This window comes from Campylobacter sp. BCW_6873 (assembly GCF_001762365.1).
Lineage (GTDB): Bacteria > Campylobacterota > Campylobacteria > Campylobacterales > Campylobacteraceae > Campylobacter_D > Campylobacter_D jejuni.
Genome location: NZ_MJWS01000104.1, coordinates 22,340 through 47,133, shown reverse-complemented (window position 1 = coordinate 47,133; position 24,794 = coordinate 22,340). Strand labels below are relative to the sequence as shown.

The following is a 24,794-nucleotide window of genomic DNA, read 5'->3' as shown; positions in this document are numbered from 1 at the left end:
ATTAATTTATGAATAAAATTTTTAGCTCAAGTGTTTAGCTTGAGCTTTTTTTATGATTTTTAAAAGGATATGAAATGAAAAAAATATTATTTATTGGCTCTTTAGTTATGGCAAGTTTACTTTATGCACAAGGTTCCCAGCCTGTAGAAATTACACAACAAGATATAAATACTCAAAATGAAATGTCTGATGCAAGTACTAAGGATATTACCCCAAAATCAATTGAAGATTTTTTTGAAGAATTTGCCGATAATTTCGGTATAGAATATGGTATAACCAAAGATGGAAAAACTTTTTATACGGGAAAAAGTACTGTTGCTGTAAATGATACTGATCCACAATTTGCACAAGCTTTACAAAATGCTTATCAAAAAGCAATGTTAAATTTACAAAGCGAATTTATAAGAGATGCTTTTGGAAGAATTGCTACAAGCAAGATTCAAAATTATGAAGCAGATAATTCTACTAATGCTAAGGAATTTGATGAATTGCCAAAAGGTGATAAGGTTGATCAAATTTTAAATAAACTTACACAATTAGCTGGTGCTCAGCTTGATAAGGCATTAAAAGATTTAGGTATAGATACAAATTCTTTAAGCGAAGACAGAAAAAAGACTTTATTAAAGCAAGAATTTCTTAATAAAACTATGACAAATGCCATAGGTTCTATGAGTGGACTTGTTCCTGTGCAAACTATAGTTACACAAAGAAGAGGTGAGTATGATGTAGGTGTTATTGCTGTTATTTCCAATAAAACTCGCCAATTAGCAAAAGATATGGCACTAGCAAGACAGAGTGCTATTAAGGGTAAAGGCAAGGCAATAAGTGAGTATCTGCCAAAAGATACAAAAGGCTTTTTAAATGAATATGGAATTCGCTTAGTTTATGATGAAAATGGTGCGCCTATTATTTTAAGTTATGGAAACTGGGGTTATGTAGCAGATCCTAGCAATGCTAAAAAAACAAATATTTTAGAAGATAGAGCCAAAGAAACAGCACTTACTATGGCTGATGCTGCTATTATAGAGTTTATTAATACAAATTTAAGTCTTAAAGATGAAAGAACAACTGGTGATACTTACGAGGAAATTATCAAACAAAGTATTAATGTTAATGATAGTTCCACTCAAGAACAAACTCAAAACATAACAAATATTATTGACAAAGTAAGTAGTAAAATAAAAGCAAGTGCAAGCGGTAAAATTCGTGGTATTCGTACTCTTAAAAAATGGAGCTATACAAGTGAAAATGGTATTGAATATGTAGGAGCTGTGAGATTTTATTCTTATGAAAATTTAGCTAACACAAATGAGGCTTTAAATTCAAAGTCAAATACAACAAAAAATGAAGCTAAAAAATCTTCTAGCATACAAAGAAGCTCTAATGTTGTAAATAGCATGGATGATTTTTAAAGGTAAAAGATGAAAATAATTAAAATTCTTTTTTTAGGCTTATTTTTAAGTCTAAGTCTTAATGCTAAAGTTATAACCACAACTTCAACAAAATCAAGCACAGGCGAAGGCACAGGCTTGACTAGGGAAGATGCGATAAACAATGCCATTATAGAAGCTATAGGAAAAATGAGCGGAGTAAGCATCAATTCTCTTAAGAAATCTAACACTAGCGTTTCAACTGATAATTCAGGTTCAAACATACAAGATAATTACAGCGAGCAAATTTCAAAAGCCACCAAAGGTAGAGCCGATACTTATGAAATCAATAGTGTTGAACAAGATGTAAATGGTAAATATACAGCCAATGTAACGATTTTTAAAACCACAACAACAAAAAAGTATCAAGCTCCAGGTTTAAGTGCAGATAATAGAAGAAGTATTACTGTTTTTGATTCTACTCCAGATGTTGCAAAAAGAGGTATAGGCTCAGCTTTGCAACAAAAAATCATTTCTGATTTATTGCAAAGTCGTAAATTTAATGTTTTAGACCGTGATTCTAGTGGCTATTATGAAATGGAAAAAGCTTTAATCAAAAGTGGCGACGCAGCTAGTGATGAAGTTTATAAACTTAAAAATGTGTTAGCAACAGATTATATTTTATTGTTTTCTATTTCAGGACTTGAAGGTAAGCAAAAAACAAGCAATTTAACAGGAAAAAGCAAAACTGAAATTGAAGTTATCGTAGATTATCGCGTGTTTTTATTTGCTACAAGACAAATTAAATTTTCTAATACTTTAAGTATGAAAGTTAGCATTAAAGACGATAGCCTTAGTGCCAATGAAGCTGCACTCAAACAAATTGCAAATCGTATTGCAGGAGATATTTTAAATGCAATTTATCCTTTGAAAGTTGCAAGCGTTGAAAACAATGAAGTAGTATTTTCTCAAAGCTTAAATCAAGGTGATATTTATGAATGTTTTGCTCTTGGGAAGGTTATAAAAGATGCTTATACAAAAGAAAATACAGGAAGAGTAGAAAGCAAAACAGGAAGTATTGAAATCACTCGCACAAGCCCTAAACTTTCTTATGCAAAAATCACAGAAGGTAGTGTAAAAGTAGGCGATATTTGTAGACCTTTAATTGGTAGCAATAGTGGAAATGGTTATACTATAGGTCGTGATGCAAATTATGAAACCCAAGAAGGTGGCGGAGTAAATCTAGGCTTTTAAATTTTTAGAGTTTGATTTTTCTCAAACTCTAAATCCTTTCTTAAATTCATCAAAAATTAAAGAAAAATTTTGTAAAATCAAAATTCTATTAAACCACTAAAGCTTTTAAATCCGTTATTGCGGTGCTTTATGGTACTACCAATTTATAAGGAAAAGCAATGTATGCTATTATCAAACACAGCGGAAAGCAATACAAAGTAAGTGTTGGCGATGAGCTAAAACTAGATCACTTTGAAGCTGAAAGCAAAGCAAGTATTGAAGTAAGCGAAGTTCTTGCTATCAATGATAAAGAATTAAAGGTAGGTGCGCCTTTCGTAGCAGGTGCAAAAGTTGTTTTAGAAGTGATCAATCACGGAAAAGATAAAAAAGTTGTGATTTACAAAAAAAGACGCAGAAAAGATTCTAAACTCAAACGCGGTTTTAGAAGACAATTTACTCGCGTTGTAGTAAAAGATATCAAAGCTTAAGGAGTAAAGAATGGCACACAAGAAAGGTCAAGGTTCAACTCAAAATAACCGCGATTCTATAGGTCGTCGTTTAGGTGTTAAAAAATTTGGTGGCGAGTTTGTTAGAGCTGGAAATATCATCATCCGCCAAAGAGGAACTGCAACTCATGCAGGTAACAATGTAGGTATGGGAAAAGATCATACTATCTTTGCTCTAATTGATGGTTTTGTAAAATTCGAAAGAAAAGACAAAGACAGAAAAAAAGTTTCTGTATATCCTGTATAAGTTTTCAGGACGCTTTTTTAGCGTCTTGAAAACTTTAAATTTATAAATTTAACTTCTTTTATTTACTCAAATTTAGCTTTATAAATTTAAAGTCAAAGGCAATTTAAATGTTTATTGATAGTGTTAAAATTACTTTAGCTTCAGGCGATGGCGGCAAAGGTGCTGTAAGTTTTCGCCGTGAAAAACATGTTCCACTTGGTGGCCCTGATGGAGGAGATGGTGGAAATGGTGGTGATATTATTTTCGTATGTGATAATAATACCCACACTCTTGTAAATTTCAAAGGCAAAAGAGAATTACGCGCACAAAATGGTGCTGGTGGAATGGGACGCAATAAAAATGGCAAAAAGGGTGAAAATTTAGAACTTATAGTGCCCGAAGGAACGCAAGTTATCGATGCGCAAACTAATGAAATTTTACTCGATCTTACCAAAGAAGGACAAAGAGAGCTTTTTTTAAAAGGTGGAAAAGGCGGACTTGGCAACACTCATTTTAAACACGCCACTAATCAACGCCCCGATTACGCACAACCTGGTATAAAAGGAGAAAGTCGCTTAGTCAGACTTGAGCTTAAACTTATTGCCGATGTAGGGCTTGTGGGCTTTCCAAATGTGGGAAAATCTACTCTTATAAGCATTGTTTCAAATGCAAAACCTGAAATTGCAAATTATGAATTTACCACCCTTACTCCAAAACTTGGACTCGTGGATGTAGATGAGTATAATTCCTTTGTTATGGCTGATATTCCAGGGATTATCGAAGGAGCAAGTGGGGGTAAAGGCTTAGGACTTGCCTTTTTAAAGCACATAGAAAGAACGAGCTTTTTACTTTTCGTGCTAGATCCTATGAGGCAAATGCCTTTAAAAGAACAATTTATAGTACTAAGAAAAGAACTTGAAAAATTTTCCAATGAACTTTTTGGGCGTAAATTTGGCATCATGATTTCAAAAAGTGATAGTGTTAGTTTAGGAGAAGAATTTGCCGAGCAAATTGCTTTAAACATTAATGAGCTAGAAAATTATCTCAAAGAAATAAATAATCCGCAAAGCTTTTTAATCAAAGTCTCAAGTCTTGAAAAAACAGGACTTAAAGAACTTAAATTCATGCTTTTAGAAGAAATTAAAACTTTAAGAAATAACAAATAAAAATTTTAACAATCTAGGAAGTGTTTTATATTAAAAGTTTCAAACACTCCCTATTTTTTCAAACAATAACTAGTTTATATGAAATTTTGGCTAAAATTATAAAAATTTTTCAAGGAATAAGCATGAAAAGAATAGTTGTTAAAGTGGGTTCTCATGTGATTAGTGAAGAAAACACTTTAAGTTTTGAGCGTCTTAAAAATTTAGTCGCATTTTTAGCTAAACTCATGGAAAAATATGAAGTGATTTTAGTAACTTCAGCAGCGATTTCAGCAGGACACACTAAACTAGATATTGATAGAAAAAACCTCATTAATAAACAAGTTTTAGCCGCTATTGGACAACCTTTTTTAATCAGTGTTTATAACGAGCTTTTAGCCAAATTTGGTAAACTAGGCGGACAAATTTTACTTACAGGCAAGGATTTTGACTCTAGAAAAGCTACCAAACACGCAAAAAATGCTATCGATATGATGATAAATTTAGGAATTTTGCCTATTATCAATGAAAATGACGCTACAGCTATAGAAGAAATTGTCTTTGGTGATAATGATAGCTTAAGTGCTTATGCTGCGCATTTTTTTGATGCGGATTTGCTTGTGATTTTAAGCGATATTGATGGATTTTATGATAAAAATCCTAGTGAATTTAGTGATGCAAAACGTTTAGAAAAAATCACTCATATCAAAGAAGAATGGCTACAAGCAACCATAAAAACAGGTAGTGAGCACGGAACGGGTGGTATAGTAACCAAACTTAAGGCAGCTAAATTTTTACTTGAACACAATAAAAAAATGTTTTTAGCAAGTGGATTTGATTTAAGTGCGGCAAAGACATTTTTATTAGAAGATAAACAGATAGGTGGAACTTTGTTTGAGTGATTAATTTATTAAATTCTCTTTTAAAATCAAATAAGTTATAATTAAAACTTTTAATTTCACACAAAGCGAAAAAATGAAAAAAATTATTTTTATGGGTACTCCATCTTATGCAACTTGTATTTTAAAAGCACTAGTAGAAAATGAAAATTTTAAACTCGTAGCACTTTTTACCCAGCCTGATAAAGCCGTAGGTAGAAAGCAAATTTTAACTCCAAGTGATACTAAGGCTTTTTTAAGTCAAAATTATCCTAGTATTCCTATTTTTACTCCAAGTTCTTTAAAAGATGAAAATATTATAAGAGAGATTAAGGATTTAAATCCTGATTTTATCGTGGTTGCTGCCTATGGAAAAATTTTACCTAAAGCCATTTTGGATTTAGCACCTTGTGTGAATTTGCATGCTTCTTTACTTCCAAAATACCGCGGTGCCAGTCCGATCCAAAGTGCGATTTTAAACAAAGATGAAAAAAGTGGAGTTTGCACCATGCTCATGGAAGAAGGGCTTGATACAGGTGCTATACTTGAAAGCTTAGAGTGTGATATAAAAGATAAAAATTCAAGTGAAGTTTTTGAACTTTTAGCAAATTTGGCCGCTAAGCTCATCCTCACTACTCTTTTAAATTTTGATAAAATCACCCCTAAAAAACAAGAGGAAAGTCTAGCAACACTTTGTAGAAAAATCAAAAAAGAAGATGGACTTATAAATTTGCAAAATGCAAGAGAACTTTATCAAAAATATCTAGCTTTTACTCCTTGGCCTGGAGTTTTTTTGGAAAATGGACTTAAATTCTTAGAGCTTGAACTTGTGGATGAATTAAAACAAAATGCTAAGATGGGTGAAATTTTAGAATTGGAAAAAGAAAGTTTTTTGCTTGCTTGCAAACAAGGAGTTTTGCGTATTAAAAAACTTCAAGAAAGTGGAAAAAAAGCTCTTGATGGTAGGACTTATTTAAATGGAAAAAGGCTTAAAAGTGAAGATAGTTTGTGTTGAAAGTATAGACTCAACTCATCTTTTTTTATGCAAGCAAATACGCAATGGAAAGATTGATGGAAATTTTGCTATTTATGCTTTAGAACAAACAAATGGAGTTGGAAGTAGGGAAAATTCTTGGCAGAGCTCTAAAGGAAATTTACATCTTTCTTTTTGTATTAAAGAAGAAGACTTGCCAAAAGATTTACCTTTAGCTTCTGTGAGTATTTATTTTGCTTATTTACTTAAAGAAGTTTTACAAGAAAAAGGTTCTAAAATTTGGCTTAAATGGCCTAACGATTTATATTTAGATGATAAAAAAGCTGGAGGGGTTATAAGTGCTAAAATTTCAAATTTTATCATAGGTGGTATGGGTTTAAATCTTAAATTTGCACCCCAAAATACAGCTTTTTGTGATATAGAAATTTCGCTTAAAGATTTAGTGAGTGAGTTTTTGCAAAAAGTAGAAAAAAAAAATTTATGGAAGAATATTTTTAGCAAGTATATGTTAGAATTTGAAAAATCAAGAAAATTTAGCGTCCATCATGAAGGTAAAGTTTTTTCACTTGAAAATTCTTTTTTGTATGAAGATGGTTCAATTTTACTAGGTGATAAAAGGGTGTATAGTTTAAGATGAGCGAAATTATTACAATAGCAAATCAAAAAGGTGGAGTAGGAAAGACTACAACAGCAGTAAATTTAGCTGCTTCTTTGGCTGTGGCTGAAAAAAAAGTACTTTTGATCGATGTTGATCCGCAAGCTAATGCGACTACAGGACTTGGTTTTAATCGTAATAATTATGAGTATAATATTTACCATGTTTTTATAGGAAGAAAAAAGCTTTCAGATATTATTTTAAAAACAGAATTGCCACAACTTCATTTAGCTCCTTCAAATATAGGTCTTGTAGGTATAGAACAAGAGCTTGCTAAAGGTGAAAATAATGAAAAAAAAATGCTGCTTAAAAATCAAATTCAAGAAGTGATTGATGAGTATGATTTTATTATTATTGATTCTCCACCTGCTCTTGGAAGTATTACTATAAATGCTTTTGCAGCAAGCGATAGTGTAATTATCCCTATACAGTGTGAATTTTATGCGCTTGAGGGTGTAGCTATGGTTTTAAATACAATTAAAATTATCAAAAAAACTATTAATTCTAAACTCAGGGTTCGTGGATTTTTACCGACAATGTATAGCTCTCAAAATAATCTTTCTAAAGATGTTGTAGATGATTTGAAACAAAATTTTAAAAAACAACTTTTTACTATTAATGGAAACGAAGATGACTTTATTGTGATCCCTCGCAATGTAAAGCTTGCAGAAAGTCCAAGTTTTGGAAAGCCTATAATTCTTTATGATATTAAATCGCCAGGTTCTGTTGCTTATCAAAATTTGGCGTATTCTATATTAGGATAATTATGATGGGGTTAAATAAAGATAGGGGTTTAAGCAGTTTAATCAGTGATATGGATACTGTTTATAGTAAAGAATTGGGTTTTGATAAAAATCAAAGCACTATGATAGAAATTGATCAAATTTCACCCAATCCATTTCAGCCAAGAAAGAATTTTGATCAAGAAGCTTTAGATGAGCTTGCTAATTCTATCAAAGAATTTGGGCTTATTCAGCCTATTATTGTATTTAAAAAAAATAGTAAATTTATTTTAATTGCTGGAGAACGTCGCTTAAGAGCGGTGAAAGCATTAGGAAAAAAAGAAATTCTAGCTTTTATTGCTGATATTGATGAGAATAAGCTTAGAGAATTGGCTCTTATTGAAAATATACAAAGAGAGAATTTAAACCCTATTGAGCTTGCTAATTCTTATAAGGATTTGATGCAAGTTCATAAAATTACTCAAGAGAATTTAGCAGAACTTATTCATAAGTCTCGTACTCAAATAACAAATACTTTAAGACTTCTGAATTTAGATATTAGAACTCAAGAGTTGATTGCTTCTGGAAAAATTTCTCAGGGTCATGCTAAAGTTTTAGTTGGTTTAGATCAAAAAGATGAAAAAATGTTGGTTGATAGTATAATAGGTCAAAAACTTAATGTTAGAGATACCGAAAAAATAGTTAAAAAAATAAAAAATAATGAAAGCTTACCTAATCAAGAATTTGAAGATGAAATAAAGAAATTAAAACACATACTAAATCGCTTTGGATTTGACTGCAAAAATAAAAATAATGATTTTGTAATTCATTTAGAAAATATTGATAAAATTAAAAAATTAATCAAAATGCTTGAAAAGTTTTAACCAAAATCTTAGCTTTTTTATGGTAGAATAGTCCTTCAAAAATTCTAACCAAGGAGAATTATGTTTGAAGATATGCATCCTTCCATAATGCTTGCTACTATGGCTATTTTTTTAGCTATGATAGTTATTTTAAATAGTATGCTGTATAAGCCGCTTTTAAAATTTATGGATGAAAGAAATGATTCTATAAAAAATGATGAGAATAAAGTAAAAGAAAATTCTCAAGAAGTTTTAGGTGTGAATGATGAACTAGAAGCTATTCATATTAACACTAGAGAAGAAATTCAAAAAATTAAACAAAGTGCTATAGCTGTTGCTAAAGAAGAGGCAGAGCAAATTCTTAGAAGCAAAAAAGAAGAATTAGAACGAAAAATGGCCAGCTTTTATGCAGATTTAGCTGTTCAAAGAAAAGAGTTGCAAGAACATTTAAACATACATTTACCTGAGCTTAAGCAGGCTTTGCAAAATAACATAAAGAAAATTTAAGAGGAGAGAAATGAGTAAGTTATTCTTTATTATATTTTTGCTACCTTTGTATGCCTTTGGTGCATCAAATGGTAGTGGAGAATATGATATTATTCCAAGGACTATTAATTTTCTAATTTTTGTGGCTATATTGTATTATTTTGTTGCAACTCCATTTAAAAATTTTTACAAAAACCGTATTGTAAAAATTTCTTCTAAGCTTGATGAAATTCAAAAAAAACTTTTAGAAAGTAAAGCTAAGAAATTAGATACGATGAAAAAACTTGAAGAAGCGAAAGCAAATGCTGCTGCTGCTTTAGTTACAGCAAAAAAAGAAGCTGAAATCTTAGTTCAAAATATTAAGAAAGAAACTCAAGATGAGTTGGATTTACTTCAAAAACATTTCGAGGAACAGAAAGATTATGAATTTAGAAAAATGGAAAAAGAATTAGTATCAAATACTTTAAACGAAATTTTTTCTGATCCAAATATGACATTAAAACAGAGTGAAATAATAGAACTTATGATGAAGAAGGTATCTTAAATATGGAGAATATAATTGCAAGAAGATATGCAAAAGCGATAGCTTCAAGATCTGATATAAATGATTTTTATCAGAATTTGTGTATTTTAAATTCTGCTTTTGTTTTGCCGAAATTTAAAAATGTTATAGAATCTAACGAGATTAAAAAAGAAAGAAAAATGGAATTTCTTGATTCTTTTTTTGATATTAAAAATTCTAGTTTTCAAAATTTTTTAAGACTTTTGATTGAAAATTCAAGATTAGAATACATTCCTCAAATAGTTAAAGAACTTGAAAGACAAAAAGCTTTTAAAGAAAATATTTTTGTTGGTATTGTGTATTCTAAAGAAAAATTAAGTCAAGAAAATCTTAAAGATCTTGAAGTAAAACTTAACAAAAAATTTGATGCAAATATTAAATTAATCAATAAAATCAGTCAAGATGATAGTGTTAAAATAGAATTAGAAGAATTAGGTTATGAACTTTCTTTTTCTATGAAAGCTCTTCAAAATAAGCTAAACGAATATATATTGAAAATTATCTAAGGAGAAAAAGTAAATGAAATTTAAAGCTGATGAGATCAGTTCAATAATCAAAGAAAGAATTGAAAATTTTGATTTAAATCTTGAAATTGAAGAAACAGGAAAAATTATTTCTGTAGCTGATGGTGTTGCTAAGGTATATGGACTTAAGAATATTATGGCTGGAGAAATGGTAGAATTTGAAAATGGTGATAAAGGAATGGCCTTAAACCTTGAAGAGTCGAGTGTAGGTATTGTTATACTTGGAAAAGGAGAAGGTTTAAAAGAAGGTGCTTCTGTAAAAAGACTTAAGAAGTTACTTAAAGTTCCAGTAGGTGAGGCTTTGATTGGCCGTGTTGTAAATGCTTTAGGTGAGCCAATTGATGCTAAAGGTGTGATCAATGCTAATGAATATCGTTTTGTTGAAGAAAAAGCAAAAGGTATTATGGCGAGAAAAAGTGTTCATGAGCCTTTACATACAGGAATTAAAGCTATTGATGCACTTGTGCCAATTGGTCGTGGTCAAAGAGAGCTTATCATAGGCGATAGACAAACAGGTAAAACTACTGTTGCTGTTGATACTATTATATCTCAAAGAGGTCAAGGAGTTATCTGTATATATGTTGCAATTGGTCAAAAGCAAAGTACAGTGGCACAAGTGGTTAAAAGACTAGAAGAACATGGTGCTATGGAATATACTATTGTTGTAAATGCCGGCGCTTCAGATCCTGCGGCTTTACAGTACTTAGCTCCATATACTGGTGTAACCATGGGTGAATTTTTTAGAGACAACGCAAAACATGCTTTAATTGTTTATGATGATTTGAGCAAGCATGCTGTAGCTTATCGCGAAATGTCTTTGATTTTACGTCGTCCTCCAGGTCGTGAAGCTTATCCAGGCGATGTTTTTTACCTTCATTCAAGATTGCTTGAAAGAGCAAGCAAGCTAAATGATGAATTAGGTGCTGGTTCTTTGACGGCATTGCCGATAATTGAAACACAAGCAGGAGATGTTTCTGCTTATATTCCAACTAATGTTATTTCAATTACAGATGGACAAATTTTCTTAGAAACTGATTTATTTAACTCAGGAATTCGTCCTGCAATTAATGTTGGTTTATCAGTATCTCGTGTAGGTGGGGCTGCTCAAATTAAAGCTACAAAACAAGTTTCAGGCACATTAAGACTTGACCTTGCTCAATATAGAGAGCTTCAAGCTTTTGCACAATTTGCTAGTGATTTAGATGAGGCAAGTAGAAAACAACTTGAACGTGGACAAAGAATGGTTGAACTCTTAAAACAACCACCTTATTCTCCGCTTAGCGTTGAAAAACAAGTAGTTTTAATTTTTGCAGGAACCAAAGGTTTCTTAGATGATATTGCTGTTTCTAGAATTAAGGAATTTGAAGATGGAATTTATCCTTTTATTGAGGCAAAACATCCAGATATTTTTGAGCAAATTCGCTCTAAAAAAGCTTTAGATTCTGATTTGGAAGAAAAACTAGCTAAAGCCATTAATGAGTTTAAAGCAAATCATTTATAAGGTCTTTTATGTCTAATTTAAAAGAAATTAAAAGAAAAATTAAAAGTGTTCATAACACTCAAAAGACTACAAATGCTATGAAGCTAGTTTCTACTGCTAAGTTAAAAAAAGCAGAAGAAGCAGCTAAAAGATCAAAAATTTATGCACAAAAAATCGATGAAATTTTGAGTGAAATTTCATTTCAGATCAATAAAATTGTTCACAATGAAGATGATGTGCGTTTATCTTTGTTTCATAAAAAAGAACAAATTAAAACCGTAGATTTAATATTTATCACTGCAGATAAAGGCTTATGCGGTGGTTTTAATATTAAGACTTTAAAAACAGTAAGTGAAATGCTAAAAGAATATGAAGCAAAAAATATTAATATTCGTCTTAGAGCTATAGGTAAAACTGGGATTGAATATTTTAATTTTCAAAAAATAGAATTGTTAGAGAAATATTTCCATCTTAGTTCTAGTCCTGACTATGAGAAAGCATGTGAAGTAATTCATGCTGCTGTAGATGATTTTTTAAATGGAAATACAGATGAAGTGATTTTAGTTCATAATGGTTATAAAAATATGATTACCCAAGAACTTAAAATTAATCATCTTATTCCAGTTGAACCAAAGAGTATTGAACAGACTCATAATTCTCTTTTAGAGCTTGAACCGGAAGGAACTGAGCTTTTAGAAGATTTAATGAAAACGTATTTTGAGTATAATATGTATTATGCGTTAATCGATTCTTTGGCGGCAGAGCATAGCGCAAGAATGCAAGCTATGGATAATGCAACTAATAACGCAAAGGCAAGAGTGAAACAACTAAATTTAGCTTATAACAAAGCAAGACAAGAATCTATTACTACTGAGCTTATAGAAATTATCAGTGGTGTTGAATCAATGAAATAGTAAATTTTAAGGAGAAGATAAATAATGCAAGGATTTATTTCACAGGTATTAGGTCCGGTTGTTGATGTAGATTTTAACGACTATTTACCTCAAATTAATGAAGCAATTGTTGTAAATTTTGAAAGCGAAGGAAAAAAACATAAACTTGTTTTAGAAGTAGCAGCTCATTTAGGAGATAATAGAGTTAGAACTATTGCTATGGATATGACAGATGGTTTGGTAAGGGGCTTAAAAGCTGAGGCTTTAGGTGCTCCTATTAGTGTTCCTGTTGGTGAGAAAGTTTTAGGAAGAATTTTCAATGTTACTGGAGATTTGATCGATGAAGGTGAAGAAATTTCTTTTGATAAAAAATGGGCGATTCATAGAGATCCACCAGCTTTTGAAGATCAAAGCACAAAAAGTGAGATTTTTGAAACAGGGATTAAAGTTGTGGATTTACTTGCTCCTTATGCAAAAGGTGGTAAAGTAGGTCTTTTTGGCGGTGCAGGTGTTGGTAAGACTGTTATTATTATGGAGCTTATTCACAATGTTGCATTTAAGCATAGCGGCTATTCTGTATTTGCAGGTGTGGGTGAGAGAACTCGTGAAGGAAATGATCTTTATAATGAAATGAAAGAAAGCAATGTTTTAGACAAAGTTGCTCTATGTTATGGGCAAATGAATGAACCACCAGGGGCAAGAAATCGTATTGCTTTAACAGGTTTAACAATGGCTGAGTATTTTAGAGATGAAATGGGTCTTGATGTGCTTATGTTTATTGATAATATCTTTAGATTTTCACAATCAGGTTCTGAAATGTCAGCACTTTTAGGAAGAATTCCATCAGCTGTGGGTTATCAACCAACCTTAGCAAGTGAAATGGGTAAATTCCAAGAAAGAATTACTTCAACTAAAAAAGGCTCAATCACTTCAGTTCAAGCTGTTTACGTTCCAGCTGATGACTTAACCGACCCAGCTCCAGCAACTGTTTTTGCTCACTTAGATGCTACAACGGTTTTAAATAGAGCTATTGCTGAAAAGGGTATTTATCCTGCAGTTGACCCACTTGACTCAACTTCAAGAATGCTTGACCCAAATATCATTGGAGAAGAACATTATAAAGTTGCTCGTGGTGTTCAATCAGTGCTTCAAAAATACAAAGATTTACAAGATATCATCGCCATTTTAGGTATGGATGAGCTTAGCGAAGAGGATAAACTTGTAGTTGAAAGAGCGAGAAAGATTGAAAAATTCTTATCACAACCATTTTTCGTTGCAGAAGTTTTCACAGGTAGCCCAGGAAAATATATAAGCCTTGAAGATACAATAGCAGGATTTAAGGGAATTTTAGAAGGTAAATATGATCATTTACCAGAAAATGCTTTCTATATGGTTGGAAATATAGATGAAGCTATTGCAAAAGCGGATAAATTAAAAGGTTAATTTATGAACGATTTGATTAATTTCGAGATAGTTACGCCTTTGGGTGTAATCTATCAAGGAGAAGTAAAATCTGTTACTTTACCGGGTAGTGAAGGAGAATTTGGCGTGCTTAAAGGACATGCTGCTTTGGTTTCTTCTTTAAAATCTGGAGTAATTGATATTGAAAAAGCTGATTTAAATCATGAATTAATTGCTATTGATGCTGGGCATGCAAAGGTAGATGAAGATAAGATTTGCGTGCTAGCAAAGGGTGCGGTTTGGGTTTGCGGAAGTGATGAAAGTGAGATTGAAAAAAATCTTGCTCAAGCAAAAGATTTGATCAAATCTATGAGTTCTGATAATGCAGCTTTAGCGGCAACTTTTTCAAAACTTGATAATGCAAGGATGCATTAATGAATTTTGAAGCTATATTTCATTTTTTCAATAGTTCAAGTATTATTACTTATATAGTTTTATTATGGCTTTCTTTATATTTTATTTTAGCGTTTAGTATTTTGTTTGCTAGATTGACTTATTTGGCTACATGGAGAAATAAGGAAAAAGAAAGTTTAGAAACTTTGCTCTTGGGTGAGAAGGATTTAAGTCGTACTGATTCGATTTTAAGAAAATGCAATGATACAACTTCAAATCATTTAGAAATCTATAAAAATTTAGCAAGTCGTCGCGCTTCTGCTGGACTTACTTGGCTTAGTATTATTGCTTCAACTTCACCTTTTATAGGTCTTTTTGGGACAGTTATTTCTATACTTGAAACTTTTGGTGGGCTTGGAACTCAAAATTCTTTAAGTATCATAGCTCCTAAAATCAGCGAGGCTTTAGTTGCTACAGGTTGCGGTATTTTAGTGGCAATTCCTGCTTATACATTTCATCTCATCATTAAAAGAAAAGCTTTCGAACTTTTAAGCATTATTGATAGCGAGATTAAAGTTATAAGTTCGAGTAAATAAGGTTAAAAATGCCATTTGATGATGAAAAACCTGAACTTAATATCACACCTTTAGTGGATATTATGCTTGTATTGCTTGCGATTTTAATGGTAACAGCTCCAAGCATTACTTATGAAGAAAAAATTAATCTTCCACAAGGTAGTCAAAAAAATACTAGCGCTCCAACTGTTAAGAGTTTAATTATTAGTATTAATGCAAAAAAAGAAATTTTTTTAAATCAAGAAAAATACGATTTTATAAGTTTTGCTGACAATCTTGCTCAAAGAAAAGCACAATTTAATACCGAAGATCCAGTTTTTATACGCGCTGATAAAAGCTTAAAATATGACGATGTTATTTCAGTCTTAAGAAGTGTAAAAAATTTAGGATTTAATAAAGTTGCTTTACAGACTGAATAATCATGAAAAATTATGGTTTGAGTAATTTAAATTCGTTTTTACTTGCTTTAGTAATATATATTAGTATAGTAATTCTTGTTTTTTTTAGACTTGTAAGCGAGGTTGAATCTGCTATACAATATACCGATATAAAAGATAGTTTTGTAGATATTGAACTTGCTGAACCATCAAAACAAGTTATTACTCAAAGCAACACTCCTAAAGAAATACAAAAACCAACAGAGCAAATTGATATAGAAAAACTTTTTGCTCAGACTACAAATAAAACAGTTAAAACTGAAGATATTGACCAAAAGGCAAGTAATTTTAATGAGCTTTTTGGAAATATTAAAGAAATACAAGAAGAAAAGACTACAAAAATTCAATCAAGTGCTAAATCAGGAATTTCTAGTGCTCCAAAACCTCAAGCTTCCGAACTTGTAAAACAACTTAATGATAGTTTACTTCAAGAAGAAAGTTCAACGCAAGGCGAAAGCACAAAGGCGCAAAAGATTGGAATTTATGATGAATTTTTAGGGAAAGTTGTGCGTATTATCACTCAAAGATGGACTCAGTATTATCCAAATAGTGAAAAAATTTCTGTTAAGGTAAAAATTTTTATTGATGAAAATGGAAAATTTGGCTATACTTCAGTTGAAAAAAGTGGGAATCCTTTATATGATGCTAAAGTGGCTGAATTTTTAGAAAGTCAAAAAGGTAAATTTATTACTTATCCTCCGCAAAATAAAAATATAAGCATTACCATGAATTTAAGAGATGAAGCAAAAGTTAAAAATGATTAGGAGAAAAAAATGAAAAAAATTGTAGCAATTTTTTTAGTCTTTTTAGGAAGTCTTTGGGCAGAAGATCCAGTGATTGATGTTGTTAATTCTGGTGTAGTTTTACCAAAGATTATTGTTAAAGATAATTCAAATTTAAGTGATGAGAATTTAAAGAAAAGCTTTTATAATATCATTGTGAACGATTTGAAAGTAAGTTCAAACTTTGAAGTTGTTGCTAATGCAACTGAGACAAGTAATTATACTTTTGAATACGCTTTAAATAAAAATGGTAACACTTTGAGTTTAAATGTAAAAATAAAAGCTGGCGGTTCTGATAAGTCAGAGCAAACTTATACTTTAAATGGTTTAGAGCAATATCCATTTTTGGCACATAAAAGCGTCAAAGCTTCTGTAAATGCGTTAGGACTTGCACCTGTTGATTGGATGGATCATAAAATTTTGATCGCGAGAAATTCTAGCTCTAAGAAAAGTCAAATTATTATGGCTGATTATACTTTAACTTATCAAAAAGTTATTGTTGATGGTGGGCTTAATTTATTTCCAAAATGGGGAAATAAAGAACAAACTCTATTTTATTATACAGCTTATGATCATGATAAGCCAACTTTATACCGTTATGATTTAAATACCAATAAAGCTAGTAAAATTTTATCAAGCGGCGGTATGGTTGTAGCAAGTGATGTGAGTGTAGATGGAAGTAAACTACTTGTTACCATGGCTCCAAAAGATCAGCCTGATGTTTATTTATATGACTTAAATACCAAAAATCTAACACAATTAACTAATTATTCTGGTATTGATGTTAATGGAAATTTTATTGGCTCAGATGATAGTAAAGTGGTATTTGTAAGCGATCGTTTAGGATATCCTAATATTTTTATGCAAGATTTAAATAGCAATAGTGCTGAACAAGTTGTTTTTCATGGTAGAAACAATTCGGCTGTTTCGACTTATAAAGATTTTTTGGTTTACTCAAGTCGTGAACCAAATCAAGCAGGTGTTTTTAATATTTATTTGATGTCAATTAATAGTGATTATATTCGTCAACTTACAGCAAATGGAAAAAATTTATTTCCAAGATTTTCTAGTGACGGTGGAAGTATAGTATTTATTAAATATTTAGGTGCGCAAAGTGCTTTAGGTGTTATTCGTGTAAATGCAAATAAGACTTTTTATTTTCCTCTTAGGGTTGGAAAAATTCAATCAATTGATTGGTAAAAATTTCAATTTTAGGTTAAAATTAATTAAAAATTAGATATAATAGTAAGAATTTATTAACTTTGAAAGGTCATAAATGAAAAAAATTCTTTTTACTTCAATTGCAGCTCTTGCAGTTGTTATTAGTGGTTGTAGCACAAAAAGCACTAGCGTAAGCGGTGATAGTAGTGTTGATTCAAATCGTGGTTCAGGTGGAAGTGATGGTTGGGATATTGATTCAAAAATTTCTCAACTTAATGATACTTTAAATAAAGTATATTTTGATTTTGATAAATTCAACATTCGTCCTGATATGCAAAATGTTGTAAGCACGAATGCTAATATCTTTAACACTGAAGTAAGCGGTGTAAGTATTACTGTTGAAGGAAACTGCGATGAGTGGGGAACTGATGAATATAACCAAGCTCTAGGTTTAAAAAGAGCAAAAGCTGTAAAAGAAGCTTTAATCGCTAAAGGTGTAAATGCTGATAGAATTGCTGTTAAAAGCTATGGAGAAACAAATCCTGTGTGCACTGAAAAAACTAAAGCTTGCGATGCGCAAAACAGACGTGCTGAATTTAAATTATCAAGATAATTAATGAAAAAAATATTCACAGTAGCTCTTCTTGGAGCTACTTTACTTTATGCAGAAAGCTCAGCTTTTGGTGCAGGAGATATAACAAGCAATTCTTCTTATGGTTTAACTTCAAATGAAAAATTATTTAAAGAAAAGTTAGATAATTTAAATAATGAAAATATACAAACAAATGCTAGAATTAATGAAATTAACGAAAGAATCGAGGGTTTACAAAGCACTTTAGAAGGTATAAATTCTCAATATGCTAAATCAAATTCTAGATTAAGTCAAGTTGAAGAGAATAATCAAAATATTGAAAATAATTTTACTAGTGAAATTCAAAAATTAAAGGCTTATGTTGAAGAAAGTAGAAAAATTCAAGAAGCTAATAATAAGCAAGTAAAAAAAGTTTTAGCCGAACTTAGTTCTTTAGTAGATGCTATTAATGCAAATTATGTTTCTAAAAACGAATTAAATGATGCAAATTTAAGCGTTAAAGCTACTACACCTAGTGTTGTTGTTTCAACTACAGATTCAAACAGTACTATTGAAAACAATAATGCTCAAAATACCCAAGATGATAAAGTAAAACAAATTGATGAATCTTGGAAAAAGAAAAAAAATAATGAAATTTTAGAATTAGCGATAAAAGATGTTGATAAAAATGCTTTTGAAGATTCCAAAGCAAAATTAAATTTTCTCATAACAAAGCAGTATAAACCCGCAAGAGCAAATTTTTGGTTAGGGGAGATCGAGTATAAACAAAAAAATTATAACAATGCTATTGTTTATTATAAAAAAAGTTCTTCTTTGAGTACAAAAGGGGATTATTTCCCAAAACTTTTATATCATACTGCCATTTCATTGGATAAAACAGGTGATACAAAAACAGCAAATGGTTTTTATAAAGCTTTAAAAACTAATTATCCAAATTCACCCGAAGCAAAAGCTTCACCCAATAGAAAATAAATTAAGGAGATAAAATGGCTATAGAAAAAAATAGTGTAGTTTCAATGTTTTATGAGTTAAAAGACGCAAATACAAATGAAGTTTTAGAATCAAATTTATATTCTCAACCTATTTCTTTTATTTTAGGCAAAGGTCAGATTTTAGAAAGCTTAGAAGAAGAAGTGATGAAGCTTGATTGTCCTAGCAATGCTGATGTGGTAATTAAAAAAGAAAAAGGTTTAGGCGAATACGATGAAAATGCCGTTCAAACTTTACCAAAAGAGCAATTTGCAGGTATTGATTTAAAGGTAGGTATGGAGCTTTTTGGCGAAGGTGAAAATGGCGAAACTGTTCGTGTAACTGTAAAAGAAATTAGTGAAAATGATGTGACAATTGATTATAATCACCCTTATGCGGGTCGTGATTTGCTTTTTTCTTTAAATATCGTAGATGCTAGAGCTGCAAGTGAAGATGAAATTCTTACAGGTATTATCGCAGGAAGTCATAGTTGTGGTTGTGGAAGCGGACATGGACACGATCATAATCACGGACACGGTGGCGGCGGTTGCTGTGGTGGCGGCGGTTGCGGTTGTCATTAATGAAGACCGCGTTTATATTTCCAGGTCAAGGCTCACAAAGTCTTGGCATGGGAAAAGATTTTTATGAAAACTCTATAAAAGCCAAAGAACTCCTTCAAAACGCAAGTGATTTTTGTAAGATTGATTTTAAACATTTGCTTTTTGAAGAAAACGAAAAACTCAATCAAAGTGAATTTACTCAACCCGCCATCGTTTTAAATTCCTTAATGGCTTATAGTGTTTTACTTGAAAAAAAACCTGATTTAAGTTCGAAATTTGCTTTAGGGCATTCTTTGGGAGAATTTTCAGCCTTAGCTGTCAATGGTGCTTTTGATTTTTTAGAGGCTCTTTCTTTGGTCAATAAAAGAGGGCTTTTTATGCAAGAAGATTGTGTAAAAGTTGAAGCGGGTATGATGGTTGTTTTAGGGCTTGATGATGAAAAGGTTGAAGAGCTTTGTCAAAAAGCACAAAAAGAAAACAAGCAAATTTTCGCTGCAAATTATAACTGCGATGGACAAATCGTTGTAGCAGGTTTAAAACCTGATTTAGCAAGTTATGAAAGTGTATTTAAAGAAGCAGGAGCTAAAAGAGCTATGCTTTTAAATATGAGCGTGGCAAGTCATTGTCCTCTTTTGGAAAATGCTTCAGCTAAGCTTTGTGTGGAGCTTGAAAAGGTGTTAAAACCAAATTTTAAAGCCGTAATTTCTAATGCAAATGCAAAAATTTATACAAGCAAAGAAGAAGCCCTTGAGCTTTTAAAAGCACAACTTATCTCTCCTGTGCTTTATAAACAAAGCATTAAGGCATGTGAAAATGAAGTAGATTATTTCATAGAATTTGGCGCAAGTGTGCTTAAGGGTTTGAATAAAAAAATCACTTCAAAAGAAACTTATGCTTTAACAAATATGAATGATATTGATGAATTTTTAAAGGTTATATGATGAAAATAGCAATTTTAGGAGCCATGAGTGAAGAAATCACTCCTTTGCTTGAAACACTTAAAGATTATACAAAAATAGAACACGCTAATAATACTTATTATTTTGCAAAGTATAAAAATCATGAACTTGTTTTAGCGTATTCTAAAATCGGCAAGGTAAATTCTACTCTTAGTGCTAGTGTGATGATAGAAAAATTTGGCGCACAAGCTTTGCTTTTTACAGGAGTTGCAGGTGCTTTTAATCCTGAACTTGAAATTGGTGATTTGCTTTACGCAACAAAATTAGCTCAATACGATCTTGATATTACCGCTTTTGGGCATCCTTTGGGTTTTGTTCCAGGTAATGAAATTTTTATCAAAACCGATGAGAAATTAAACAATCTTGCTTTAGAAGTTGCTAAGGAATTAAATATCAAACTTCGTGCAGGTATTATTGCAACGGGTGATGAGTTTATTTGCGATGAAGCAAAAAAAGCAAAAATTAGAGAAATTTTCAATGCGGATGCTTGTGAAATGGAAGGCGCAAGTGTGGCTTTGGTTTGTGATGCTTTAAAGGTGCCTTGTTTTATCTTAAGAGCTATGAGTGATAAAGCAGGGGAAAAGGCTGAATTTGATTTTGATGAATTTGTGATCAATTCAGCTAAAATTTCAGCCAATTTTGTGCTTAAAATGTGCGAGAAATTATGATAAATCTTAGCAAAAAACTCATACGCCAAGTTGCACAAGCTAATGCTAAATTTGGACTTATTAAAGATGGAGATAGGGTTCTTTTAGGGCTTAGTGGCGGGAAAGATTCTTTGGCTTTAGCCCATCTTTTAAATCGTATGCAAGCTCATGCTCCTTTTAAATTTGAACTTGAAGCGGTAACTTTGAGTTATGGCATGGGCGAGGATTATTCTCATCTTCATGCACATTGTGAAGAACACGGCATTAAACATAGCGTGCTTGATTCAAATATTTATGAAGTTTCAGGTGATACCATAAGAGAAAATTCAAGTTTTTGTAGTTATTTTTCGAGAATGCGTCGTGGAGCTTTATATACTTACGCTCTTGAAAAAGGTTTTAACAAGCTTGCTATAGCCCATCATTTAGATGATGCAGCAGAAAGCTTTTTTATGAATTTTATTCATAATGGAGCTTTAAGAACCTTAGCGCCTATTTATCAAAGCAAACGCGGTGTAATTGTGATACGCCCTTTGATTTTTGTGCGAGAAAGACAGCTTAGGGATAATGCTACACAAAATGAACTTAGCGTGATAGGAAATGAATTTTGTCCTGGTATGAAACTCAGCGAAAAAAATGTAAAATTCCCCCACGCTAGAGAAGAAGCTAAACAGCTTTTAGCAAATTTAGAAAAAGATCATCCTAAGCTTTTTACAAGTTTAAAAACCGCTTTTGCCAATTTACACACGGAGAGTTTTTGGCTTCAAAAGGCATAAAAGCATGAAAAAAGCTTTTGTTTTAGTGGATTATCAAAATGATTTTATTGATGGAAGTTTAGGTTTTGATAAGGCTTTAAAAATCAAAGAAAATATTCTTAAAGCCTTAAATCAAATCGATTTTAATAACACGCATTTGCTTTTAACCTATGATACGCATGATGAGCATTATCTACAAAGTAAAGAAGGTTTAAATTTACCTGTAAAACATTGTATTAAAGAGAGTTTGGGTTGGCAAATGCCAAAGGAATTTGAACCTTTTTTACAAAAAGCTCATAAAATTTTTTATAAAAATACTTTTGGTAGCTTAGAACTAGCTAATTTCATACAAAAAAGCGATTATGAAGAACTTCATTTTGCAGGGCTTGTTTCTCATATTTGTGTGTTTTGTAATATCATTTTAGCTTTTGGTGCTAAGCCTAATGCAAGGATAATTTTACACCAAAATTTAAGTGCAAGTTTTGATGAAAATTTAGAAAAATCCGCTTTTGATATACTTAGAGCTTATGGTATTGAAATTGTTTAATGCAAGGCTTTATACTTCATACTCAAAAAGTTAAAGATGAGGATTTGATCGTTTATATTTTAAGTCCTAAAATGCTTATTAAGGTTTATCGTTTTTATGGACTTAGACATTCTAGTATTTTAAGCGGCTATAAAATCGACTTTGCTTTAGAAGAAAATCCTAGTTTTTTACCAAGACTTAAAGATGTATTGCATTTGGGATTTTTATGGATTATGCAAAGGGATAAAATGCTTATTTGGCAAGAATTTATCCGTCTTTTATATAGACACTTAAAAGATGTGGAAGAGCTTGATAGTTTTTATTTTAATTTACTTGATGAGTGTGTGAAAAGGTTTGAAAAACAAAATCCAAAGCGTGTTATTGTTGATGCTTATTTAAAAATTTTGGAATTTGAAGGAAGATTGCATAAAGATTTTTTTTGTTTTGCTTGTGATGAGAAAATCCAAAATTCCATTACACTGCTAAGGGCTTTTTTACCTTCACATTCTCAATGTGCTTTAGGATTTGAGTTTGAAGAAAAAAAAATAAAACAATTTTATAGCAGTAAAAATTGTGCGATTTTTGATGATGAAGAAATAGAAAATTTATATCATTTGATTAAGGAAGGTTTATGATATTAAGTGATGAAAAATGTGATTTTTTAGAATCTATAGCAAGTTTTTTAAGTCCTAAAGATGTGGAGCTTGTCTTTGTGGATAGTAAAGAAATGCAAGAAATTAACTTAGAGCAAAGAAAACAAGATAAAACCACTGATGTGCTTTCTTTTCCGCTTGAAAATATCGATGAGAGTTTGCCTTTGGGTTCTGTTGTGATCAATGTGGATTTGGCAAAAGAGAAGGCTAAAGAGTTAGGGCATAGCTATGAAGAAGAAATAAGCTTGCTTTTTATCCACGCTATGCTTCATTTGTTAGGTTTTGATCATGAAAATGATAATGGAGAAATGAGAGAAAAAGAGAAAGAACTTATAGAGCATTTTAATTTGCCTAAAAGTTTGATTATAAGGACTTTAAAAGATTAAGTAAGAATTTTTTCTTCGAGTGTTAGAAGGTTTTATATTATATATTTTAAATTATGAGTAGATATTTTAAGAAAAAATCATTTTTGCCGATTTATCTTAATAAATTTCATTTACAAGGAAGGCAAAAATGATTAATGGTATAAATTCTTATTCAAACTACAATTACACAAATACTTTTAGTAATACTACTTCAAATACAAAATCATCTAATGCCATAGCAAATAATAACCTTGTAAGTGATAAATCACAAGCGGTAGATAAAATTTTAGGCTATGGCGTAGATAAAGAGGGCTTTTTTACAAGTGATTTTAACGAAGCAGCAGGTTTGCCAAAAGATTATAAGATTTATGCTAAGGATATGCAAAGCTTTGTAGAATGGGAGACAGGAGATAGATATTTTTATGCAACTCACACTTCAATAGATATTGCAAAAACTATAGGAAATGCTTATAAAGTGCTTTCTCAAATTATGCCGACAACTTCAAATGCTAGTCTTTCTGAAGAAGAATTAACAAATATACCTTATGCTTTTGTTTTAGATAAAAATCTTAATGTTACTAAAACTTTCACAAAAGATGAGTATGAAAAAATAGATTTAACTCAAGATAGAATTAATTTAACTTTTAATACTTTTTCAAATACTGGTTTTAATAAAATCAGTATTGACAATATTTTTAGCCATAGCAATGGCGATGTAAGATTAAATAAAAATGCTTATATCAACAAAGATGGTAGTGTAGATAAAGGTGGAGTTTTAATGGCTCTTTTAAATTCTCAACTCTATGGAGCAACTTCATTACTTTTAGAAGGCGATACGAGATTATTTGGAAAAATTACAACCGATAAAAATATTAGCAATGATGAGCGTGAAGATTTTCAAAACTTTATGAATGCCAATAAAATACAAAGCGCTTTTTCATATTCAAGTAATCCTGATGAATGGAATCCTTTTGAAGAGCGACTATCAATGAAGCTTTTTATTGGAAGAAGCAATAACATAGGAAATGCTAAACTTTCAAGACTTGCAATGGATTTAGACAAAGAATATCAAGAAATGATCAACTCTAATATGAGTTTAGAAGAATTTAAAACTAAATATCTTGATTTTAAACAAAGGCACGATGAGTTTGTAAAATCACTAGAAGAAGCAGAAAAGGCAAAAGGTGTAGATTATAGTAATCCTTTAAAAAATACAAATAACAAAGAAACTTCAGAAGAAGGCAAAGAAAAGCCTTTTAAACCTATACAAGCAGAAAGTAAAAACAAAGAAACTTACAAAGATGATAATATAAGAAACCAACTTGTAAAAAAACTATTAGAAGGTAAATTTAGCACTAGTAAAGAATTAGAAATTCTTTTTGGTGTGAAATTTAGTGATGATGATGCAGGAGAATTTAATAAAATTCTTTCTTTAAATTCTGCACCAAAAAGTATAGATATTAAGGCTTAAGGTTTTTTAAATTATAA

The 24,794-nt window shown here is 31.1% G+C and carries 31 protein-coding genes; all 31 read left to right on the top strand.

Annotation, left to right across the window (positions count from 1 at the left end; translation table 11 throughout):
- Window positions 1–74 precede the first annotated feature (74 nt).
- The 31 genes from AJ932_RS08825 to AJ932_RS08675 all read left to right on the top strand — a co-directional run bounded on the left by AJ932_RS08825 (window position 75) and on the right by AJ932_RS08675 (window position 24,777).
- A complete protein-coding gene (locus AJ932_RS08825) occupies window positions 75–1,412 on the top strand; it encodes a DUF6844 domain-containing protein (RefSeq protein ID WP_070233960.1) in 1,338 nt (445 codons plus the stop codon).
- A 9-nt stretch (window positions 1,413–1,421) separates the two neighbouring features.
- On the top strand, window positions 1,422–2,624 hold the full coding sequence (locus AJ932_RS08820; RefSeq protein ID WP_070233957.1) for a CsgG/HfaB family protein: 1,203 nt from the start codon (window positions 1,422–1,424) through the stop codon (window positions 2,622–2,624).
- Between the two features lie 158 nt (window positions 2,625–2,782).
- Window positions 2,783–3,091, top strand: a complete 309-nt coding sequence (rplU, locus tag AJ932_RS08815; protein WP_002778820.1) for a 50S ribosomal protein L21 — start codon at window positions 2,783–2,785, stop codon at window positions 3,089–3,091.
- Between the two features lie 10 nt (window positions 3,092–3,101).
- A complete protein-coding gene (gene rpmA / locus AJ932_RS08810) occupies window positions 3,102–3,356 on the top strand; it encodes a 50S ribosomal protein L27 (protein ID WP_052798493.1) in 255 nt (84 codons plus the stop codon).
- Window positions 3,357–3,463: 107 nt separating this feature from the next.
- Window positions 3,464–4,501: a GTPase ObgE gene (gene obgE / locus AJ932_RS08805; RefSeq protein ID WP_044779370.1), complete on the top strand. Its 1,038-nt coding sequence runs from the start codon at window positions 3,464–3,466 to the stop codon at window positions 4,499–4,501.
- 122 nt (window positions 4,502–4,623) lie between these two features.
- Window positions 4,624–5,379, top strand: coding sequence for a glutamate 5-kinase (proB, locus tag AJ932_RS08800; protein WP_044779371.1), 756 nt, complete (start codon window positions 4,624–4,626; stop codon window positions 5,377–5,379).
- Window positions 5,380–5,452: 73 nt separating this feature from the next.
- On the top strand, window positions 5,453–6,370 hold the full coding sequence (gene fmt, locus AJ932_RS08795) for a methionyl-tRNA formyltransferase (RefSeq protein WP_044779372.1): 918 nt from the start codon (window positions 5,453–5,455) through the stop codon (window positions 6,368–6,370).
- Entirely contained in the window at window positions 6,333–6,986 is a 654-nt protein-coding gene (locus tag AJ932_RS08790; RefSeq protein ID WP_002881382.1) for a biotin--[acetyl-CoA-carboxylase] ligase, read from the top strand. The genes fmt and AJ932_RS08790 overlap by 38 nt, the downstream gene beginning before the upstream one ends.
- Complete coding sequence (locus AJ932_RS08785; RefSeq protein WP_002851697.1) at window positions 6,983–7,768, top strand: ParA family protein; 786 nt, start codon at window positions 6,983–6,985, stop codon at window positions 7,766–7,768. The genes AJ932_RS08790 and AJ932_RS08785 overlap by 4 nt, the downstream gene beginning before the upstream one ends.
- Before the next feature lie 5 nt (window positions 7,769–7,773).
- A complete protein-coding gene (locus AJ932_RS08780) occupies window positions 7,774–8,610 on the top strand; it encodes a ParB/RepB/Spo0J family partition protein (RefSeq protein ID WP_044779401.1) in 837 nt (278 codons plus the stop codon).
- Window positions 8,611–8,670: 60 nt separating this feature from the next.
- Window positions 8,671–9,096, top strand: a complete 426-nt coding sequence (locus AJ932_RS08775; protein WP_044779373.1) for a FoF1 ATP synthase subunit B' — start codon at window positions 8,671–8,673, stop codon at window positions 9,094–9,096.
- A 10-nt stretch (window positions 9,097–9,106) separates the two neighbouring features.
- Window positions 9,107–9,619 carry a F0F1 ATP synthase subunit B gene (locus tag AJ932_RS08770; RefSeq protein ID WP_044779374.1) on the top strand — a complete coding sequence of 171 codons (513 nt, stop codon included), beginning with the start codon at window positions 9,107–9,109 and terminating at the stop codon, window positions 9,617–9,619.
- A gap of 2 nt (window positions 9,620–9,621) precedes the next feature.
- The gene (locus AJ932_RS08765) at window positions 9,622–10,143 is read left to right on the top strand and encodes a F0F1 ATP synthase subunit delta (protein WP_070278755.1); all 522 of its coding nucleotides are present in this window, start codon (window positions 9,622–9,624) and stop codon (window positions 10,141–10,143) included.
- A 13-nt stretch (window positions 10,144–10,156) separates the two neighbouring features.
- Window positions 10,157–11,662, top strand: a complete 1,506-nt coding sequence (gene atpA, locus AJ932_RS08760; protein ID WP_002851836.1) for a F0F1 ATP synthase subunit alpha — start codon at window positions 10,157–10,159, stop codon at window positions 11,660–11,662.
- An 8-nt stretch (window positions 11,663–11,670) separates the two neighbouring features.
- Window positions 11,671–12,555, top strand: coding sequence for an ATP synthase F1 subunit gamma (gene atpG / locus AJ932_RS08755; protein ID WP_002860587.1), 885 nt, complete (start codon window positions 11,671–11,673; stop codon window positions 12,553–12,555).
- A gap of 24 nt (window positions 12,556–12,579) precedes the next feature.
- On the top strand, window positions 12,580–13,977 hold the full coding sequence (gene atpD / locus AJ932_RS08750; RefSeq protein WP_002852005.1) for a F0F1 ATP synthase subunit beta: 1,398 nt from the start codon (window positions 12,580–12,582) through the stop codon (window positions 13,975–13,977).
- A 3-nt stretch (window positions 13,978–13,980) separates the two neighbouring features.
- Window positions 13,981–14,370, top strand: a complete 390-nt coding sequence (gene atpC, locus AJ932_RS08745) for an ATP synthase F1 subunit epsilon (protein ID WP_002851752.1) — start codon at window positions 13,981–13,983, stop codon at window positions 14,368–14,370.
- Window positions 14,370–14,924 (top strand): MotA/TolQ/ExbB proton channel family protein, encoded by a 555-nt coding sequence (locus tag AJ932_RS08740; protein WP_002854361.1) that lies wholly within the window; start codon window positions 14,370–14,372, stop codon window positions 14,922–14,924. Before atpC ends, AJ932_RS08740 begins: the two co-directional genes overlap by 1 nt.
- 8 nt (window positions 14,925–14,932) lie before the next feature.
- Complete coding sequence (locus AJ932_RS08735) at window positions 14,933–15,322, top strand: ExbD/TolR family protein (RefSeq protein ID WP_002866730.1); 390 nt, start codon at window positions 14,933–14,935, stop codon at window positions 15,320–15,322.
- A 2-nt stretch (window positions 15,323–15,324) separates the two neighbouring features.
- Window positions 15,325–16,104: a TonB C-terminal domain-containing protein gene (locus tag AJ932_RS08730; protein ID WP_070276135.1), complete on the top strand. Its 780-nt coding sequence runs from the start codon at window positions 15,325–15,327 to the stop codon at window positions 16,102–16,104.
- Between the two features lie 9 nt (window positions 16,105–16,113).
- Complete coding sequence (tolB, locus tag AJ932_RS08725; protein WP_002860943.1) at window positions 16,114–17,322, top strand: Tol-Pal system protein TolB; 1,209 nt, start codon at window positions 16,114–16,116, stop codon at window positions 17,320–17,322.
- 76 nt (window positions 17,323–17,398) lie between these two features.
- The gene (gene pal, locus AJ932_RS08720; protein ID WP_002851617.1) at window positions 17,399–17,896 is read left to right on the top strand and encodes a peptidoglycan-associated lipoprotein Pal; all 498 of its coding nucleotides are present in this window, start codon (window positions 17,399–17,401) and stop codon (window positions 17,894–17,896) included.
- Window positions 17,897–17,899: 3 nt separating this feature from the next.
- A complete protein-coding gene (locus AJ932_RS08715) occupies window positions 17,900–18,847 on the top strand; it encodes a tetratricopeptide repeat protein (protein WP_070276136.1) in 948 nt (315 codons plus the stop codon).
- Between the two features lie 14 nt (window positions 18,848–18,861).
- Window positions 18,862–19,425, top strand: coding sequence for a peptidylprolyl isomerase (locus AJ932_RS08710; protein ID WP_070233950.1), 564 nt, complete (start codon window positions 18,862–18,864; stop codon window positions 19,423–19,425).
- Window positions 19,426–19,472: 47 nt separating this feature from the next.
- Window positions 19,473–20,345, top strand: coding sequence for an ACP S-malonyltransferase (locus AJ932_RS08705; RefSeq protein WP_230099754.1), 873 nt, complete (start codon window positions 19,473–19,475; stop codon window positions 20,343–20,345).
- Window positions 20,342–21,031, top strand: a complete 690-nt coding sequence (gene pfs / locus AJ932_RS08700) for an aminodeoxyfutalosine nucleosidase (RefSeq protein ID WP_002859787.1) — start codon at window positions 20,342–20,344, stop codon at window positions 21,029–21,031. Before AJ932_RS08705 ends, pfs begins: the two co-directional genes overlap by 4 nt.
- The gene (locus AJ932_RS08695; protein ID WP_002860947.1) at window positions 21,028–21,783 is read left to right on the top strand and encodes a tRNA 2-thiocytidine(32) synthetase TtcA; all 756 of its coding nucleotides are present in this window, start codon (window positions 21,028–21,030) and stop codon (window positions 21,781–21,783) included. Before pfs ends, AJ932_RS08695 begins: the two co-directional genes overlap by 4 nt.
- A gap of 4 nt (window positions 21,784–21,787) precedes the next feature.
- Entirely contained in the window at window positions 21,788–22,309 is a 522-nt protein-coding gene (locus tag AJ932_RS08690) for an isochorismatase family cysteine hydrolase (protein WP_002785057.1), read from the top strand.
- The gene (gene recO / locus AJ932_RS08685) at window positions 22,309–22,923 is read left to right on the top strand and encodes a recombination protein RecO (protein WP_070276138.1); all 615 of its coding nucleotides are present in this window, start codon (window positions 22,309–22,311) and stop codon (window positions 22,921–22,923) included. Before AJ932_RS08690 ends, recO begins: the two co-directional genes overlap by 1 nt.
- On the top strand, window positions 22,920–23,327 hold the full coding sequence (gene ybeY, locus AJ932_RS08680) for an rRNA maturation RNase YbeY (protein ID WP_002871111.1): 408 nt from the start codon (window positions 22,920–22,922) through the stop codon (window positions 23,325–23,327). The genes recO and ybeY overlap by 4 nt, the downstream gene beginning before the upstream one ends.
- Window positions 23,328–23,454: 127 nt before the next feature.
- Window positions 23,455–24,777 carry a Cj0814 family flagellar-dependent secreted protein gene (locus AJ932_RS08675; RefSeq protein ID WP_070276139.1) on the top strand — a complete coding sequence of 441 codons (1,323 nt, stop codon included), beginning with the start codon at window positions 23,455–23,457 and terminating at the stop codon, window positions 24,775–24,777.
- Window positions 24,778–24,794 lie beyond the last annotated feature (17 nt).

What these genes read in the sequence shown, in the direction of transcription:
- rplU (WP_002778820.1), top strand. Translation starts at nt 2,783, where the DNA reads ATGTATGCTATTATCAAACACAGCGGAAAGCAATACAAAGTAAGTGTT.
- AJ932_RS08710 (WP_070233950.1), top strand. Translation starts at nt 18,862, where the DNA reads ATGGCTATAGAAAAAAATAGTGTAGTTTCAATGTTTTATGAGTTAAAA.
- AJ932_RS08820 (WP_070233957.1), top strand. Translation starts at nt 1,422, where the DNA reads ATGAAAATAATTAAAATTCTTTTTTTAGGCTTATTTTTAAGTCTAAGT.
- AJ932_RS08790 (WP_002881382.1), top strand. Translation starts at nt 6,333, where the DNA reads ATGGAAAAAGGCTTAAAAGTGAAGATAGTTTGTGTTGAAAGTATAGAC.
- tolB (WP_002860943.1), top strand. Translation starts at nt 16,114, where the DNA reads ATGAAAAAAATTGTAGCAATTTTTTTAGTCTTTTTAGGAAGTCTTTGG.
- AJ932_RS08765 (WP_070278755.1), top strand. Translation starts at nt 9,622, where the DNA reads ATGGAGAATATAATTGCAAGAAGATATGCAAAAGCGATAGCTTCAAGA.
- pfs (WP_002859787.1), top strand. Translation starts at nt 20,342, where the DNA reads ATGATGAAAATAGCAATTTTAGGAGCCATGAGTGAAGAAATCACTCCT.
- proB (WP_044779371.1), top strand. Translation starts at nt 4,624, where the DNA reads ATGAAAAGAATAGTTGTTAAAGTGGGTTCTCATGTGATTAGTGAAGAA.
- rpmA (WP_052798493.1), top strand. Translation starts at nt 3,102, where the DNA reads ATGGCACACAAGAAAGGTCAAGGTTCAACTCAAAATAACCGCGATTCT.
- AJ932_RS08775 (WP_044779373.1), top strand. Translation starts at nt 8,671, where the DNA reads ATGTTTGAAGATATGCATCCTTCCATAATGCTTGCTACTATGGCTATT.
- AJ932_RS08735 (WP_002866730.1), top strand. Translation starts at nt 14,933, where the DNA reads ATGCCATTTGATGATGAAAAACCTGAACTTAATATCACACCTTTAGTG.
- AJ932_RS08690 (WP_002785057.1), top strand. Translation starts at nt 21,788, where the DNA reads ATGAAAAAAGCTTTTGTTTTAGTGGATTATCAAAATGATTTTATTGAT.
- fmt (WP_044779372.1), top strand. Translation starts at nt 5,453, where the DNA reads ATGAAAAAAATTATTTTTATGGGTACTCCATCTTATGCAACTTGTATT.
- atpC (WP_002851752.1), top strand. Translation starts at nt 13,981, where the DNA reads ATGAACGATTTGATTAATTTCGAGATAGTTACGCCTTTGGGTGTAATC.
- obgE (WP_044779370.1), top strand. Translation starts at nt 3,464, where the DNA reads ATGTTTATTGATAGTGTTAAAATTACTTTAGCTTCAGGCGATGGCGGC.
- atpG (WP_002860587.1), top strand. Translation starts at nt 11,671, where the DNA reads ATGTCTAATTTAAAAGAAATTAAAAGAAAAATTAAAAGTGTTCATAAC.
- AJ932_RS08770 (WP_044779374.1), top strand. Translation starts at nt 9,107, where the DNA reads ATGAGTAAGTTATTCTTTATTATATTTTTGCTACCTTTGTATGCCTTT.
- AJ932_RS08715 (WP_070276136.1), top strand. Translation starts at nt 17,900, where the DNA reads ATGAAAAAAATATTCACAGTAGCTCTTCTTGGAGCTACTTTACTTTAT.
- AJ932_RS08695 (WP_002860947.1), top strand. Translation starts at nt 21,028, where the DNA reads ATGATAAATCTTAGCAAAAAACTCATACGCCAAGTTGCACAAGCTAAT.
- AJ932_RS08730 (WP_070276135.1), top strand. Translation starts at nt 15,325, where the DNA reads ATGAAAAATTATGGTTTGAGTAATTTAAATTCGTTTTTACTTGCTTTA.
- AJ932_RS08705 (WP_230099754.1), top strand. Translation starts at nt 19,473, where the DNA reads ATGGGAAAAGATTTTTATGAAAACTCTATAAAAGCCAAAGAACTCCTT.
- AJ932_RS08740 (WP_002854361.1), top strand. Translation starts at nt 14,370, where the DNA reads ATGAATTTTGAAGCTATATTTCATTTTTTCAATAGTTCAAGTATTATT.
- recO (WP_070276138.1), top strand. Translation starts at nt 22,309, where the DNA reads ATGCAAGGCTTTATACTTCATACTCAAAAAGTTAAAGATGAGGATTTG.
- AJ932_RS08675 (WP_070276139.1), top strand. Translation starts at nt 23,455, where the DNA reads ATGATTAATGGTATAAATTCTTATTCAAACTACAATTACACAAATACT.
- AJ932_RS08780 (WP_044779401.1), top strand. Translation starts at nt 7,774, where the DNA reads ATGGGGTTAAATAAAGATAGGGGTTTAAGCAGTTTAATCAGTGATATG.
- atpA (WP_002851836.1), top strand. Translation starts at nt 10,157, where the DNA reads ATGAAATTTAAAGCTGATGAGATCAGTTCAATAATCAAAGAAAGAATT.
- pal (WP_002851617.1), top strand. Translation starts at nt 17,399, where the DNA reads ATGAAAAAAATTCTTTTTACTTCAATTGCAGCTCTTGCAGTTGTTATT.
- AJ932_RS08785 (WP_002851697.1), top strand. Translation starts at nt 6,983, where the DNA reads ATGAGCGAAATTATTACAATAGCAAATCAAAAAGGTGGAGTAGGAAAG.
- ybeY (WP_002871111.1), top strand. Translation starts at nt 22,920, where the DNA reads ATGATATTAAGTGATGAAAAATGTGATTTTTTAGAATCTATAGCAAGT.
- atpD (WP_002852005.1), top strand. Translation starts at nt 12,580, where the DNA reads ATGCAAGGATTTATTTCACAGGTATTAGGTCCGGTTGTTGATGTAGAT.
- AJ932_RS08825 (WP_070233960.1), top strand. Translation starts at nt 75, where the DNA reads ATGAAAAAAATATTATTTATTGGCTCTTTAGTTATGGCAAGTTTACTT.